Source organism: Clostridium sp. Cult2 (assembly GCF_021655075.1).
Taxonomy (GTDB): Bacteria; Bacillota; Clostridia; order Tissierellales; family Tepidimicrobiaceae; genus Schnuerera.
Window position 1 is genome coordinate 1 of the sequence record NZ_PPXX01000011.1, and the last position, 16,059, is coordinate 16,059.

The following is a 16,059-nucleotide window of genomic DNA, read 5'->3' on the forward strand; positions in this document are numbered from 1 at the left end:
AGAATCTTATAGAATTATATAAATAATTTAATATTTGCAAAGTGATATTTTATATTATTTAAGAAGATAAAAGTATAAGGGGGATATTTATGAGAGAAATACACATTGAAGAGGTTGTATCCGTAGTTAGAGAATTATGTATAGAAGCTAATTACAATTTATCTAATGATATAAAAAATGCTCTAGTAAGATCTGAAAAGGAAGAAACTTGGGATTTAGCTAAAGATATACTTGATAAAATAATAATAAATTCAGAGATAGCTAAAAATGAAAGAATGCCGATTTGCCAAGATACAGGGATGACATGTGTTTTTATTGAAATTGGACAAGATATACACATAATTGGAGGAAGTCTAGAAGATGCTGTAAATGAAGGTGTTAGAAGAGGATATAAAGATGGATATTTAAGAAAATCTATTGTGAATGATCCTATAAATAGAATTAACACTAAAGATAATACTCCAGCCATTATATATTACGATATAGTTCAAGGAGATAAACTAAAGATAACCGTTGCACCTAAAGGCTTTGGATCAGAAAATATGAGTCAAATAAAAATGTTGAAACCTTCAGAAGGACTTCAAGGAGTTAAGGAATTTGTTATAAGGGTAGTAAAAGAAGCTGGTCCAAACCCATGTCCTCCAATAGTTATAGGTGTGGGTATTGGTGGTACTTTTGATAAAGCAGCGTATTTAGCAAAGAAAGCTTTACTAAGACCTATAAATATTAGGAATAATGATGAATTCTATTGCAATTTAGAGGATGAGTTATTAAATGAAATAAACAATTTAGGAATTGGTCCACAAGGCTTTGGTGGAAAGACAACAGCATTAGGAGTAAACATAGAAACATATCCAACGCATATAGCAGGATTACCAGTTGCAGTAAATATAAACTGCCATGTAACAAGACACAAAGAAGTGGTTTTATAGGGGGATAAGTCTGTGGAAAAAGAAGTTATAAGAATAGATTCTGTGGATAAAAAAATTAATACACCTTTAACATATGAGAAGATAAAAGATTTAAAGGCAGGAGATAGAGTTTTGCTAACTGGAAGTATATATACAGCTAGAGATGCAGCTCATAAGAGGTTAATAGATTTACTAGATGCTAAATTAGAATTACCTATAAACATTAAAGATGAGACAATCTATTATGTAGGACCAACTCCAGCTAAAGAAGGCAATGTTATAGGATCAGCTGGACCAACAACAAGTTATAGAATGGATGCATATTCACCTAAGTTATTAGATTTAGGATTAAAAGCAATGATAGGAAAAGGAGCAAGAAATGAAGAGGTGATTAATTCAATTATTAAAAACAAAGCTATATATTTTGGCACTATTGGTGGAGCGGCAGCTCTGATATCTAAGAGTATAACTAAATCAGAAATAATAGCTTACGAGGATTTAGGTGCAGAAGCAATAAGGAGAATGGAAATTAAGGATATGCCATTAATAGTTATTATAGATACTGAAGGGAATAATCTATACAAGCAGGGACAAGAAGAATATCTTAGGAGCAAAAGAAAGTAAATTTAAATACTATAATTAGTAAAACTATAGACACATTAATGCGAAAGTCGACTTGGAACGAAGTGACGGAGAATTGAGCATAATATGTCTATAGTTTAGTTATATATTTAAATTTTATAGAATCCTTTTCCATTAACTTCAGAAACATCTATTATTGTAATAAATGCTTTAGGATCTATTCTCAGAATTTTGCTTTTTAAATGAACCATTTGAGATGAAGTTACAGCTATATAAAGCATTTTCTTTAGCTTATGAGTATATTCACCTTCTGCTATAAGTGAAGTAACACCTCTATTCATATCCTTAATAACATATTGAATAATATCATCTTCTTTTTCAGTTAATATTAACAATAATTTCTTACTGTTAAATCCATTTATAACTTTATCTACAATAGCTCCTTGAACAAATATAGAAATCAAAGTATAAAGAGCCTTAGGAAGTCCAAATATTAAAGCTCCTATAAAAATTATTACACAGTTAATTGCAAAGCTAAGTTTACCAATTTCAAAGTTAGAAAACTTTTTTCTAACAACCATAGTAATAATATCAGTACCACCTGTTGATCCGTTTCTTGAAAAAACTAAACCATATCCTAATCCACATAAAACTCCACCATAAATACAATAAAGTAATATATCTTCTACCTTTACTAAATGAGATAAAGGCTTAGTTATGATAAGAGCAACTGATAAAGAAATCATACCAATTGCAGTATATAAAGTAAATCTTTTACTTAACATTTTATAGCTAAGGAAAAATAAAGGGATATTAATTATAAATACAGATATTCCAGATGGTATCTCTGATAAGTATTGTAAAATAAGTGCGACCCCTGTAGCTCCACCACTAAGTAATTGAGCATTAACTAAGAATAAATTAACACCTAAGGATGCTATTATACATCCCAAAAAAATAATAATAAAATCTAGGATCATGTGAGTGTTGATTGAGAACTTGTGTAACATATTAAACTCCTTAAATTTATCTATTAGAAATATACAATAAGATTATATATTAAATATATAAATATGTTAATAATAACTTATAGATATAATAGGCTATTTTAATAAAAATGTAATTTTTATAATTAGTAAAATATCATAATATAAGATATTATATTTATAAGATGAAATAAATCAAGGGGTGAAAGTATGTTTAATGTTTTAGTAGTTGATGATGAAAAGGAAATTAGAGATGCTATAGATATATATTTAAGAGGAGAAGGAATGAAGGTTTTTAAAGCTAGAGATGGAATAGAGGCTTTAGAAGTATTAGATAAGGAAAAAATACATTTAATAGTATTAGATATAATGATGCCTAGAATGGATGGAATCAAGACGTGTTTAAAAATTAGGGAGAAGAAAAATCTACCTATAATAATGTTATCAGCTAAAGGCGAGGATAGTGATAAGATATTAGGTTTAAATGTTGGAGCTGATGATTATATAGCAAAACCATTTAATCATTTAGAACTAGTTGCTAGAGTTAAATCTCAATTAAGAAGATATCAAAAACCTCTAGAATTAGAAGGTGAAAGCCCTGATATAATAGAGGTAAAAGATTTAGTTATAAATAATAAAGAAAAAACAATATTATTAAGAGGTGAAGAGGTAAAAGTTACAGCAACAGAATTTAAGATACTTCAACTGTTAGCCTCAAATTTAGGAAAAGTTTTTTCAATTAAGGAAATATATGAAAAAGTATGGGAAGAACCATTTTATAGAAGTGAAAATACAGTAACTGTTCATATTAGGCGAATAAGAGAAAAGATAGAGCTCAATACAAAGGACCCTGAATATATAAAGGTAGTGTGGGGAGTTGGATATAAAATTGAAAGAGAAGATTAAAAAATACATAACAGGTGTATGGGGTATAGAGATTCTAGTAGTATGTGTCTCATTAGTGACATTAACTATAGGATATTACCAATCCTTTAACAATACGTTTGCTGAATTAGGAGCAGGAACTTTTGATGCTTTATTAAATAAAGATAAATATATACAATCAATGATATATTATGAAAGTAAAGATTTATCAAAAGAAATATATACTGATACAAATAACTTAGAAGATATTAGTATTTTAGAATATAAAAATCAACATTTATCACAAAATAACTATTTTTATGGTAGCTTGTTTTATATTTTAATGAATAAGGAAACAGGAGAATTTACGACTAACGATGTTAATTTATATAAATCTGTACAAATTAAAGAAAATACTGTTGCCTTATTAGAAGAGAAGATAAATGATTATTTAAAGGAATTTAAGTTTTCTTCTGTTAGAATAGATAATAAGGATATATATAATTACTATATAGAAAGTACAAATGAGAAAATTTCAAAGCAAAATATAGATAAATATATAGAGATATATTATAGAGATCCAAGTGTGTACTCTTATCTTATAAAGACTGAATCTTTAACTGCAAGGAGTATGATATTATCAACTATATTTACTATGCTTCTTTTATTAAAAATAATAGTAAACTCTATATTTAACAGTAGTAACATACACTTAGAAATAAAAGTTTTAAAAAGGCTTTTTTATGTTTTGAAGTATGGATATAAGTATAAAAATACAAGAAATAAAATGATAATTTCAATTAGTGGATCCGTAGGGGTAATACTGGTTTATTTATATTTAATTGCAGGAATAAGAAATCAAAATATATTAATAACATTTTTAAGTAAGTACCCATTTAAAGGAACTTTAATTTTAGTTCTAATCCCATTAATGTGTGTATTATATTCATTAAAGAAAAGCTTAGATATATCTATAATAAATGATGGATTAAAAAAAATTAATGCAGGAGACTTAGAATATAATTTAACTAATATTGGAGAAAGAGAAGTTAAAGAATTAGTAAATAATATAAATCAAATAAAAGACGGCTATAAAATAGCATTAAATGAAAAGATAAGAAATGAGAAGCTAAAGACTGAGCTTATATCAAATGTATCTCATGATCTAAAGACTCCTTTAACATCAATAATAAACTATGTAAATATATTAAATGACAGAAATATTACAGATGAGGAGAAAAAAGACTACCTGACTATATTAGATAAAAATTCTAAACGGCTAAAAAGTCTTATAGAAGACTTATTTGAAGTATCAAAGTTGAATAGCGGAAAGATGACAATAGAAAAGCAGGAAATAGATATAGTTTCATTAGTACATCAAGGTGTTGGAGAATACTCAAATTTATATGAAGAAAAAAACTTAGAGTTTAAAGTAAGCTCAAATGAGGATGAAATATTTGTTGATCTAGATGGTAAATTAATGTCTAGAGTATTTGAAAATATAATTGTAAATGCTTTAAAATATTCTTTAAATAATACTAGGGTGTATATAGATATAAATGCCAGAGAAAACTCAGTGGAAGTTTCTTTTAAAAACATATCTAATTATGAAATGGATTTTAATACTCAAGATATATTTGAAAGATTTGCTAGAGCAGATAAGTCAAGAAATTCATCAGTAGAAGGATCTGGTATGGGCCTTGCCATAACTAAAAGTATAGTTGAGCTTCATAATGGTAGCATAAAAATAGAAGTAGAAGGAGATATGTTTAAAATATATTTAATTATACCTAAGAAATAATATACATGCTTTCAATTTTTATATTTTACTCATATAAGGATATTAATTAATGACTTTATAAAAAATAGTAATGATGTAGAGGTATTGAACACTTAATGAAGTTGAGTGTAATGATAACTGAATTTAGTGACAAAGCCCGGCTAAGGAAGTATGAGGTAGATGTTTCATTTATTAATTGAAAAATATATATAATAATAATTAAATAATAATAACTAAATATAGGAGTGATAAAATGTCAGTTTTATTTATTGAATATCCCAAATGTACTACATGCAAAAAAGCAAAAAAGTTTTTAATTGAAAATAATATAGAATTTATAGATAGGCATATAGCAGAAGAGAACCCAACTAAAGAAGAACTTAAGGAATGGTTAGCTAAGAGTAATCTACCAATAAATAAATTCTTTAATACTTCAGGTGTGTTGTATAGAGAAATGCAATTAAAAGATAAAGTTAAAGCATTACCAGAAGAGGAGCTTTTAGATATATTAGCTTCTAATGGAATGTTAGTAAAAAGGCCTATAATAGTAAAAGATGATACAATATTAGTAGGTTTTAAAGAAGAAGAATGGTTAACAAAATTAAAATAATTAATATTATTTGGTTTTAAATACTAAAGAATAAAAATTATTCATAAAACTATTATTATATATGGAAAAGGGAGATATTAGTTGAATACCTCCTTTTTTTCTTTTCTAGCAATAGTTTATTAAATTTTACAAAGGAAAAGTTTGAAATTATAATATCTATATATTGTATAGTGGTGGAAAATGCAAGAAATTTATATACCATATATAGTGAAAGGGGAATAATCAATGGATTTGTTTAATATATGTAAGCTAGCGATAGGTGGAATAGATGACGGTAGTGAGGTTTATACAGAAGAAAGGCTCATAGATGAATTAAATCATATAATTAGGCCTAATATGGGAGAAGAGGAAATAAGAAATTCTGTAATTCAAGTAGCTTTAGAGCTTACATCAGATATAGAACCAGAATGGCAAAAGGCAGCATCTAAACTTTATGTATTAAAGCTATATGATGAAATACGAAAAAATAGAAATTTAAATAAAGAAGAAGATTTATATAAAAATTTACATAAATTCATAAGTGAATTAACATATAAGGGCCTTTATGGAAAATATATATTAGAGAATTATACTAAGGAAGATGTATTAGAATTAGAAAAAGCTATTAAGCCAGAGAGAGATTTTTTATTTACATATAGTGGAATAAATCTCCTAGCAAGTAGATATTTAATTCAAGATTTTGATAGAAGCACATTGGAACTTCCACAACAGATGTTCATGGGCATAGCAATGCACTTAGCAATTCCAGAAAAAAAGGAAGTAAGAGTATTATGGGCAAAGAGATTCTATGATGTATTAAGCTCACTTAAAGCAACAATGGCAACACCAACAATGTCTAATGCTAGAAAGCCATTTTATCAATTAAGTTCATGCTTTATAGATACAGTGCAAGATAGTTTAAAGGGGATATATAAATCAATTGATAACTTTGCAGAGGTTTCAAAGTTTGGTGGTGGAATGGGAATATATATTGGGAAAATTAGAGCTTTAGAATCACCAATAAGAGGGTTTAAGGGAGCTTCTGGAGGGGTGATACCATGGGTAAAATTATTTAATGATACAGCAATAGCAGTAGATCAATTAGGAGTAAGAAATGGATCAGTTGCTATATGGTTAGATGCGTGGCATAAGGATTTGCCAGAGTTTTTACAATTAAAAACTAATAATGGAGATGACAGAAAAAAAGCACATGATGTCTTTCCAGGGCTTTGTTATCCAGACTTATTTTGGAAACTTGCAGAAACAGATATAGATTCAAATTGGTATATGATGTGTCCTCACGAAATCAGATTAGCAAAGGGATATTCATTAGAAGATTTCTATGGAGAAGAGTGGGAAAAGAGATATTATGAATGTGTAGAAGATGAAAGCATAAGTAAGAGAGTTATGTCAGTAAAAGAAATAGTTAGATTAATAATAAAAAGTGCAGCAGAAACAGGAACACCTTTTGCTTTTTATAGAGATACAGTAAATAAGATGAATCCAAATAAACATAAAGGGATGATTTACTCATCCAATCTTTGTACAGAAATTATGCAAAATATGAGTCCTATGGATATACAAAAGTGTGAGATAAAAGATGAAAATGGAGATTCAATAATAGTTGAAAAAACAAAATCAGGTGATTTTGTAGTATGTAATTTATCATCAGTAGTTTTAGGTAATGTTGATGTTAAAAATGATAAAGAACTTGGATATGTTGTAGAAACTCAAATAAGAGCTATGGATAATGTAATAGATCTAAATTATTATTCAGTACCATTTGCAGAAGTAACTAATAAAAAATATAGAGCAATAGGGCTTGGAACAAGTGGATATCACCATATGTTAGCAAATAATTTAATTCACTGGACAGAAGATAGACATAAAGATTTTGCAGATAATGTCTATGAAAGAATTAATTATCACGCAATAAAAGCGAGCATGAATATTTCAAAAGAAAAAGGACGATATTCATGCTTTGAAGGTTCAGATTGGGATAATGGAAATTACTTTGAACTTAGAGGATATAACTCAGAAAAATGGAATGAATTAAGAGAAGATATAAATACTTATGGAATGAGAAATGGATATTTGATAGCTGTAGCCCCAAATGGATCAACGGCAACTATAGCAGGAACTTCTGAGGGGATAGATCCAGTAATGTCTAGATTTTGGTTAGAGGAGAAAAAGGGAAGTATAATACCAAAAACTGCACCAAATCTAAATGAAGAAAATTATTGGTACTATAACTCTGCATATAACATAGATCAAAAGTGGTGTGTAGAAATGAATGGAGTAAGACAAAGACATATAGATCAAGGCCAATCTTTTAATTTATATATAACAACTAATTACACTATGAGACAAATTATGAATTTATATATAGAAGCATGCAAATGTGGAGTGAAGTCAATATACTATGTACGTTCAAAATCCCTATCAGTAAGTGACTGTGAAAGTTGTTCAGCATAATATAAATAAAGGAACTGGAGGAATAGAAATGATCATAAATAAGAAACCTCTTTTTAATGAATATGGTGATACAGAAATATCTAAAAAGAGAATGATAAACGGAAATACTACTAACTTAAATGATTTTAATAATATGAGATATACTTGGGTGTCAGATTGGTACAGACAAGCAATGAATAACTTTTGGATTCCAGAAGAAATAAATCTTTCTCAAGATTTGAAAGATTATAATAAGCTAACAAATGAAGAAAGAACAGCTTATGATAAGATATTATCTTTTTTAATATTTTTAGATTCAATACAAACTGCCAATTTATCTAATATAAATAACTATATAACAGCCAGTGAGGTGAATTTATGTCTGACTATACAAGCTTTCCAAGAAGCTGTTCATTCGCAAAGCTATAGCTATATGCTAGATACAATTTGTTCACCAGAAAAGAGAAATGAAATATTATATCAATGGAAAAATGATAAAATATTATTAGATAGAAATAAATTTATTGGAGATTTATATAATAAGTTTTTAGAAAATCCAACAGAAGTAAATCTTGTAAAAACTGTAATGGCAAATTATATCCTAGAAGGAATATACTTTTATTCAGGATTTATGTTCTTTTATAATTTAGAGAGAAATAGAAAAATGCCAGGTTCAGCACAAGAAATAAGATATATAAATAGAGATGAAAATACACATCTTTGGTTATTTAGAAATATACTAAAAGAATTACAAGTAGAACAACCAGAAATATTTACAGAAGATTTAAAAGAGCAATTAAAAGAAATGATGAAAACAGCGGTAGAACATGAAATAGCTTGGGGAAATTATGTTATAGGTGATAATATTCAAGGAATAAATAGGAACTTAATTAATGATTATATAAAATATCTAGGTAACCTAAGAATGAGAGCAATAGGATTAGATGCAATATATGATGGGTACAAAAAAAATCCTGCTGCTTGGGTAGATATATTAGCAGATGCAAATTCAGTTAAAACAGATTTTTTTGAAGCTAAATCAACAGCATATGCTAAAGCAGGAGCACTTATAGATGATTTATAAAAGATAGATTAATAGAAAATATAGTCGAATAAATGTTAAGTATAAGTTATTATATTATGAAGCTTTTTAAAAATTACTGTTAATTATTTGATTCAGAAAACTCCTACGGGAGTTTTTTTATTAATTTTTATTTCTACTGTATGATAATTTATTAATACATGTATGCTATAATTTAATTGTAGCATAAGACGGAAAATTAGGAAACTTTATGAAATATCAATAACAAGATATATAAAGGAGATTGCTATGATACTTGGATGTTTAACTTCAACCTAAAGAAAATAGAATACTCAAAAATTACAAAATGGCCATTTTATGCCAACTTTACTAAATATTCAATAGTATTTTTATTATAAAACTTTACGGAATGTTCTTGAAATTTTGACTTAGTTGTGGTAAACTTAGAAAATAAGTACAGACAAGTTCTATTATAAATTTAGTAACGTAAAATAATATAAGATGATTTAATAAATGGTACTAGCATAGGGAATTTGAAAAGAAATCTAAAACCTAAAATATTGGGTTTTAGATTTTTATATAAACATACTAAATATCCGTCAGATATTTGACGGAACATTAATTTAAAAGGGGGCAACAAATAATGAGCAAGAAGTTTTTAGTACTTGTAAGTATTTTCCTTGTGGTAGCAATGCTCTTTACAGGGTGTTCTTCCCCAGCTGATGAAGCAGACAAACCAGCTGATACAGCTGATGAACCTTCAACTGGAGACACAGGAGAAAAGAAAATTTTAAGAACAAACAATGGTAGTGAACCAGGGTCTTTAGATCCTGCATTAGCTCAAGGAACCCATGAGTCTTGGATATTAGAAAATGTATTTGAAGGACTTATGACATTCGACGAAAATGGAGAATTGGTTCCTGGTATGGCTGATGATTATGAAATATCAGAAGATGGACTAACATATACCTTCACTATTCGTGATGGTGTAAAATGGTCAAATGGAGATCCAGTTACAGCCGAAGACTTTGAATTTACTTGGAAGAGGGCTTTGGATCCAGAATTAGCTGCAGACTATGCATTTCAACTTTACTATATTAAAGGCGGAGAAGCTTTTAATACTGGTGAAGGTACAAGAGATGATGTAGCAGTTAAGGCATTAGATGAAAAGACTCTAGAAGTTACTCTAGAATCTCCTACAGCATATTTCCTAGAATTAACTGCATTCTATACTTATTTTCCAGTTAATAAAAATGTTGTAGAATCTAATCCAGATTGGGCAAAGAAACCTGAAACTCATATTTCAAATGGGCCATTTAAATTAGTTAAATGGGAACATAATGCTAAAATCGTAATGGAAAAGAGTGAAACCTATTATAATGCAGACAAGATTAAATTAGATGGTATCGATTTAGACATTATAGAAGACCAAAATACAGCATGGCAAAAATATGATGGTGGAGAATATCATATTCTAGTAGATATTCCAACATCAGTAGTTGCTCAACTTCAAGCACAAAATGATCCAGAGCTAAATATAGGTGCCCAAGTTGGTACTTATTACTACAATGTAAACCCAGAAGCTAAACCATTTAATAACGTAAAGGTAAGAAAAGCTTTATCAATGGCTCTTGATCGTGAAACTATAGTTACCGACATAACACAAGGTGGACAAATGCCAGCTGAAGGTGTAGTTCCTTACGGGTTAGATGATGAAAATGGTAAGGAATTTAGAGATGGAGTAGGTAATCTAATTGAATACGATCCAGAAGGAGCTAAAACATTATTAGCAGAAGGTTTAGCTGAAGAGGGAATGACTATAGAAGACTTTAACAGTAGTAATTTTGTTCTTCTTTACAATACCTCAGAATCCCATAAGAAAATAGCTCAAGCAGCTCAAGAGATGTGGAGAACTGCATTAGGAATTGAAATGGGTCTAGAAAATGTTGAGTTCCAAGTAAAACTTGATAGAGAAAAAGCAGGAGATTATCAAATATCAAGAGCTGGATGGATAGGAGACTATATGGATCCTATGACTATACTTGATTTATGGTGGTCAGATAGTGCTTTTAATGATGTTAAGTACAATAATCCAGAATATGACAAATTAGTACTAGAATCAAAGGCTACAATTGATCAAAACATTCGTATGGAAAATATGAGAAAAGCAGAAAAGATGTTAGTGGAAGATATGCCAGTTATTCCAGTATATTTCTATACTCAACCATACGTTGTAAAACCAGGTGTAACAGGTATAACAAAAGTTGCAATAAGATATCCAGTTATAACTTATGCTGATATAGCAGAATAGATATAAAATTTGCGGGACAGTATTTAATACTGTCCCAACCAAAATTATGATAATGACAGTTAGATTAGTGGCGAGATTTTTATTCTCCAAGGAATCAAGTGGCTAATGCTGGCCACTTGGTTTCTATTTAATATTATAGAAAAGGGGAGGTAATATGAGTAAATACCTTTTAAAGAGACTTGCAATGTCTATAGTTACTATATGGGCAATTATAACTATTACTTTTGTTCTAATGCACTCTGTTCCTGGTAATCCTTTTGCAAATGAAAATAAAAGAATACCTGAAGCAGTTTTTCAAAACCTGTTAAAAAAATATGGATTAGATAGACCTCGTAGTGAACAATATGCAATGTATTTAAAGAATATTGCTAGAGGAGATTTTGGCGAATCCATGAAATCCAATACTGAAACTGTAAATGAAATGATAGCAAGGGGGTTTCCTGTTTCTGCCCAGTTAGGGCTACAAGCTCTTCTCATTGCCTTAATATTTGGCCCTGCATTAGGTGCAATTGCAGCATTATATCAGAATAGATTTCCTGATTATATTTCTATGATTATTTCCATTATTGGTGTTTCAGTACCTAGTTTCGTAATGGGGTCTTTTTTAATTCAATTTGTTGCTAGAAATGTAGAGTGGATACCAATAGGCGGATGGGGAGAATGGAGACATACCATATTGCCATCCTTTGCATTAGCTTTAATGCCTCTTGCACAAATGGCAAGACTTATGCGTTCTAGCATGTTAGAAATAATAGGACAAGACTATATTAAAACAGCCAAATCCAAAGGAATTACAAGAACAGCAGTTATTATCAAGCATGCTGTTAGAAATGCAATATTACCTATTATATCCATATTAGGTACTACTATTTCAAATCTATTGGTAGGTAGCTTTGTTATAGAAAAAATATTTGGTATACCTGGCCTTGGAATGTTTTTCACCACATCCATCTATAACAGGGACTATACACTGATAATGGGGGTTACTGTATTTTATGCTATTATATTGATTGCCATGTTGTTATTAGTTGATTTAGCATATATGCTAATTGACCCAAGAATAAGACTTACTAAGGAGGGACGTTAGCTATGAAAGAGGAAATGATATATACTAGAGAAATGTTTGAAAAAGCCCCTCATGAATTACGAAATGCTGAAAAAATAAGACGTCCTAGTATTAAATATTGGCCAGATGTATGGCGTAGGTTAAAGCAGAATAAATTGGCAATGATTGGGCTAATTCTCCTTATAATTATGGGGATTATGTCCGTTGTAGGTACTCAAATAAGTGGATTTAAATACTATGAGCAGAATTTAAAAAAGATTAATGTCAAACCCAATGGTGAATATTGGTTTGGTACTGATGAATTAGGTAGAGATTTATTTACTAGAGCTTGGTTAGGAACTAGATATTCATTAGTAATTGGCCTTATTGCAGCTTTTATTGATTTTGGTATAGGCGTTATCTATGGAGGGATTGCAGGTATGACCTCCCGACGAGTAGACGCTATTATGATGCGTATAGCAGAGGTTATTTACAGTATTCCTTATATGCTTGTTGTTGTACTTTTATCAGTAGTTTTTTCAGAGGCTGGGTCCGGTACTTCCATGTTTGTTTTAATCCTTGCTATGACTATAACTGGATGGGTGCCAATGGCCAATCTAGTTAGAGGGCAGGTACTTCAGCTTAAAGAATCTGAGTATTCATTGGCTTCTGAGTCCTTAGGTGCTTCTAATGGATGGATACTAAGAAAGCATATTGTACCAAATACTTTGGGGCCTATTTTAGTTAATGTGACTCTTACAATACCTAGAGCAATATTTGCAGAAGCAACTTTAGGTTTTTTAGGATTAGGTTTACAGCCACCTAAGCCAAGTCTTGGAACTTTAGCTAATGATGGGTTAGCTGTTATGCCAATAGGGGTTTTTTATCAGATTTTGGTACCAGCAATACTAATATCACTTATAATGTTTGCTTTTAATGTATTAGGTGACGGTTTAAGAGATGCCCTTGATCCAAGATTACGTAAATAGAAAGAGGTGGAAAAATGGAAAAATTGTTAGAGGTGAAAGATTTAGCTGTATCCTTCCAAACTTTTTTCGGAGAGGTTGAAGCGGTACGTGGTGTTAACTTTCATGTAAACAAAAAAGAAACTGTAGCTTTGGTAGGAGAGTCAGGTTGTGGGAAGAGTGTAACAGCAAGCTCTATAATGCAACTTCTTCCAATGCCACCTGCATTCTATAAACATGGCCAAATCCTATTTGATGGTGAAGATATAGTACAAAAAAGTGAGAAAGAAATGCAAAAGATTCGTGGAAATGAAATATCCATGATATTTCAAGACCCAATGACTTCGTTAAATCCTACAATGAGAGTTGGAAAACAAATAGTTGAAGGACTGGTTAGACATCAAAAGTTGAGTTCTAGCGAAGCAGAAAAAAAAGCCGTAGAAATGTTAGATTTAGTATCTGTGCCACAACCGGATAAGAGAATTAAACAATATCCTCATGAATTTTCAGGTGGTATGCGTCAAAGGGTTATGATTGCCCTTGCAATGGTATCTAACCCTAAACTATTAATAGCTGATGAGCCTACTACAGCTTTAGATGTTACTGTTCAGGCTCAAATATTGGACCTTATGAAGGATATTCAAGATAAATTAGGAACATCCATAATTCTAATCACCCACGATTTAGGTGTTGTTGCTGATATGAGTGATAGAGTTATTGTAATGTATGCTGGACAACTCTTAGAGGAAGGAACAGTAGATGAAATCTTTAAGAATCCCAAGCATCCTTATACTAGAAAATTATTAGGTAGTGTTCCACGTTTAGACATGGATAGGTCTGAATCATTACATTCCATTGAAGGGACACCTCCTGATTTATATATACCTCCTAAGGGCTGCCCATTTTTCGATAGATGTGATGAAGCAATGGTTATATGTAAAGGGCATATGCCAGAACGAAATCACCATACGGATTCTCACTATAGTTGTTGTTGGTTAAATCATCCAATGGCACAAGGTGTAGCTGAAGGGAGTGAAATATAATGGTAGAACCTTTAATCTCAGCCAGAAATATTAAAAAATATTTTGATGTTGGTAGTGGAAAGTTAAAGGCAGTAGATGGTATTAGCTTTGATATATATCCTGGAGAGACCTTTGGTCTAGTAGGGGAATCTGGCTGTGGGAAATCTACAGCTGGCAGAACCATAATTAGACTTTATGAACCAACAGATGGCCAATTGATTTTCAATGGGAGAAATATATATGAATTATCCCACAATGAAATGCAAGAGGTGCGTAGGAATTTCCAAATGATATTTCAGGACCCTTATGCTTCATTGAATCCAAGGATGACTGTAGAAGAGATTGTAGCTGAACCTTTAGAGATTCATAAAATATATAAAACCCATAAAGAACGTCGTGATAGAGTAATTGAATTGCTAAAACTTGTAGGATTAAATGAAGAACACTCTTTGCGTTTTCCCCATGAGTTTTCCGGTGGACAACGTCAGAGAATAGGAATTGCAAGAGCTCTTGCATTGAATCCTAAATTTATAGTCTGTGATGAACCTATATCGGCTTTGGATGTGTCTATCCAAGCCCAAGTAGTTAATCTATTGAAAAAATTACAGGATGAACTAGGGCTTACCTATCTATTTATAGCCCATGATTTATCCATGGTTAGATATATTTCAGATAGAGTTGGAGTTATGTATCTGGGGCATATGATGGAGGTGGCTGATTCAGAGGAACTTTATGATAATCCAATCCACCCATATACTAAAGCCCTATTATCAGCTATACCTATTCCAGATCCTGAAACTCAAAGGAATAGACATAGGATAATGCTTGAAGGAGATGTACCAAGCCCTATAGACCCAGAAGATAATTGTAGATTTGTAGACAGATGTCCTTATGCCATATCAAAGTGTAGGGAAGTAGCTCCTGAATTAGAAGAAATACACGAAAACCATTTTGTAGCTTGCCATAGAGCTAGAGAATTATAAATGTTGGTACCAGGCACTAGTTATTAACTTATTGTGATTAGTATAGGAATCAGTCTTTAAGGGCTGGTTTCTTTTTTATATGCCAAAAATAAAAGTGTAATTGGTAATATTACCAAAAATTGAATATGGCACAATCTCCATTCCTATGATAATTGTTAATTATCCCAAAAAACACTTAACAAGGGAGGAATAAGATTATGCCTACTACTATTGTAAATTACAATGAAGAAATGGTTCTTTCCAACGTTAGTTGATTTAGGTGTTATTTTCTATCTGTAATACCCTTAAACCATTACTATATTCATAGGTAATAGCATTTTCTACTGCTTCGATATCCCTTGTAATACCAGTAATAAAGCTGTTTAATTCCCTAATACCTAGGGCATTAGATTTTGTTATCCATGTATTTAATTTTGTGCTATCTTCCCCAAATAATATTTCTTTGAATTCCTCTATTATATTAAAAATTATCTTATATTTTTCATATTTATCTAATACTACCTCAAACTCCTCGAATGTTATAGT

The 16,059-nt window shown here is 30.3% G+C and carries 13 protein-coding genes and 1 pseudogene; 12 read left to right on the forward strand and 2 right to left on the reverse strand.

Annotated features, from left to right (window positions below; all coding sequences use genetic code 11):
- Positions 1-89 precede the first annotated feature (89 nt).
- Together C3E90_RS01320 and C3E90_RS01325 are read left to right on the forward strand one after the other, a co-directional pair.
- Complete coding sequence (locus C3E90_RS01320) at positions 90-932, forward strand: fumarate hydratase (RefSeq protein WP_236913748.1); 843 nt, start codon at positions 90-92, stop codon at positions 930-932.
- Positions 933-974: 42 nt separating this feature from the next.
- Positions 975-1,535, forward strand: a complete 561-nt coding sequence (locus C3E90_RS01325) for a Fe-S-containing hydro-lyase (protein WP_236913756.1) — start codon at positions 975-977, stop codon at positions 1,533-1,535.
- A 107-nt stretch (positions 1,536-1,642) separates the two neighbouring features.
- On the opposite strand, the gene C3E90_RS01330 is transcribed toward C3E90_RS01325, so the two are convergent.
- Positions 1,643-2,503, reverse strand: coding sequence for a YitT family protein (locus tag C3E90_RS01330; RefSeq protein WP_046999993.1), 861 nt, complete (start codon positions 2,501-2,503; stop codon positions 1,643-1,645).
- A gap of 186 nt (positions 2,504-2,689) precedes the next feature.
- Here C3E90_RS01330 and C3E90_RS01335 point away from each other — a divergent pair, with 186 nt between their 5' ends.
- From C3E90_RS01335 to C3E90_RS01380, 10 genes are all read left to right on the forward strand, one after another.
- Positions 2,690-3,385, forward strand: a complete 696-nt coding sequence (locus tag C3E90_RS01335; protein WP_016205864.1) for a response regulator transcription factor — start codon at positions 2,690-2,692, stop codon at positions 3,383-3,385.
- Positions 3,357-5,144, forward strand: coding sequence for a sensor histidine kinase (locus tag C3E90_RS01340; RefSeq protein ID WP_016205863.1), 1,788 nt, complete (start codon positions 3,357-3,359; stop codon positions 5,142-5,144). Before C3E90_RS01335 ends, C3E90_RS01340 begins: the two co-directional genes overlap by 29 nt.
- Before the next feature lie 232 nt (positions 5,145-5,376).
- On the forward strand, positions 5,377-5,733 hold the full coding sequence (locus C3E90_RS01345) for a Spx/MgsR family RNA polymerase-binding regulatory protein (protein WP_236913749.1): 357 nt from the start codon (positions 5,377-5,379) through the stop codon (positions 5,731-5,733).
- 225 nt (positions 5,734-5,958) lie between these two features.
- A complete protein-coding gene (locus tag C3E90_RS01350) occupies positions 5,959-8,187 on the forward strand; it encodes a ribonucleoside-diphosphate reductase subunit alpha (protein WP_236913750.1) in 2,229 nt (742 codons plus the stop codon).
- Between the two features lie 28 nt (positions 8,188-8,215).
- On the forward strand, positions 8,216-9,250 hold the full coding sequence (locus C3E90_RS01355) for a ribonucleotide-diphosphate reductase subunit beta (RefSeq protein ID WP_016205860.1): 1,035 nt from the start codon (positions 8,216-8,218) through the stop codon (positions 9,248-9,250).
- Between the two features lie 601 nt (positions 9,251-9,851).
- Positions 9,852-11,519 carry a peptide ABC transporter substrate-binding protein gene (locus C3E90_RS01360; protein ID WP_236913751.1) on the forward strand — a complete coding sequence of 556 codons (1,668 nt, stop codon included), beginning with the start codon at positions 9,852-9,854 and terminating at the stop codon, positions 11,517-11,519.
- 154 nt (positions 11,520-11,673) lie between these two features.
- The gene (locus tag C3E90_RS01365; protein WP_236913752.1) at positions 11,674-12,606 is read left to right on the forward strand and encodes an ABC transporter permease; all 933 of its coding nucleotides are present in this window, start codon (positions 11,674-11,676) and stop codon (positions 12,604-12,606) included.
- 2 nt (positions 12,607-12,608) lie between these two features.
- Positions 12,609-13,553: an ABC transporter permease gene (locus C3E90_RS01370; protein WP_236913753.1), complete on the forward strand. Its 945-nt coding sequence runs from the start codon at positions 12,609-12,611 to the stop codon at positions 13,551-13,553.
- Positions 13,554-13,567: 14 nt separating this feature from the next.
- Complete coding sequence (locus C3E90_RS01375; RefSeq protein ID WP_236913754.1) at positions 13,568-14,572, forward strand: ABC transporter ATP-binding protein; 1,005 nt, start codon at positions 13,568-13,570, stop codon at positions 14,570-14,572.
- Entirely contained in the window at positions 14,572-15,534 is a 963-nt protein-coding gene (locus tag C3E90_RS01380; protein ID WP_236913755.1) for an ABC transporter ATP-binding protein, read from the forward strand. Before C3E90_RS01375 ends, C3E90_RS01380 begins: the two co-directional genes overlap by 1 nt.
- Before the next feature lie 255 nt (positions 15,535-15,789).
- On the opposite strand, the pseudogene C3E90_RS01385 reads toward C3E90_RS01380, so the two are convergent.
- Positions 15,790-16,059 (reverse strand): annotated as a pseudogene (locus tag C3E90_RS01385) (hypothetical protein); the annotation flags it as partial.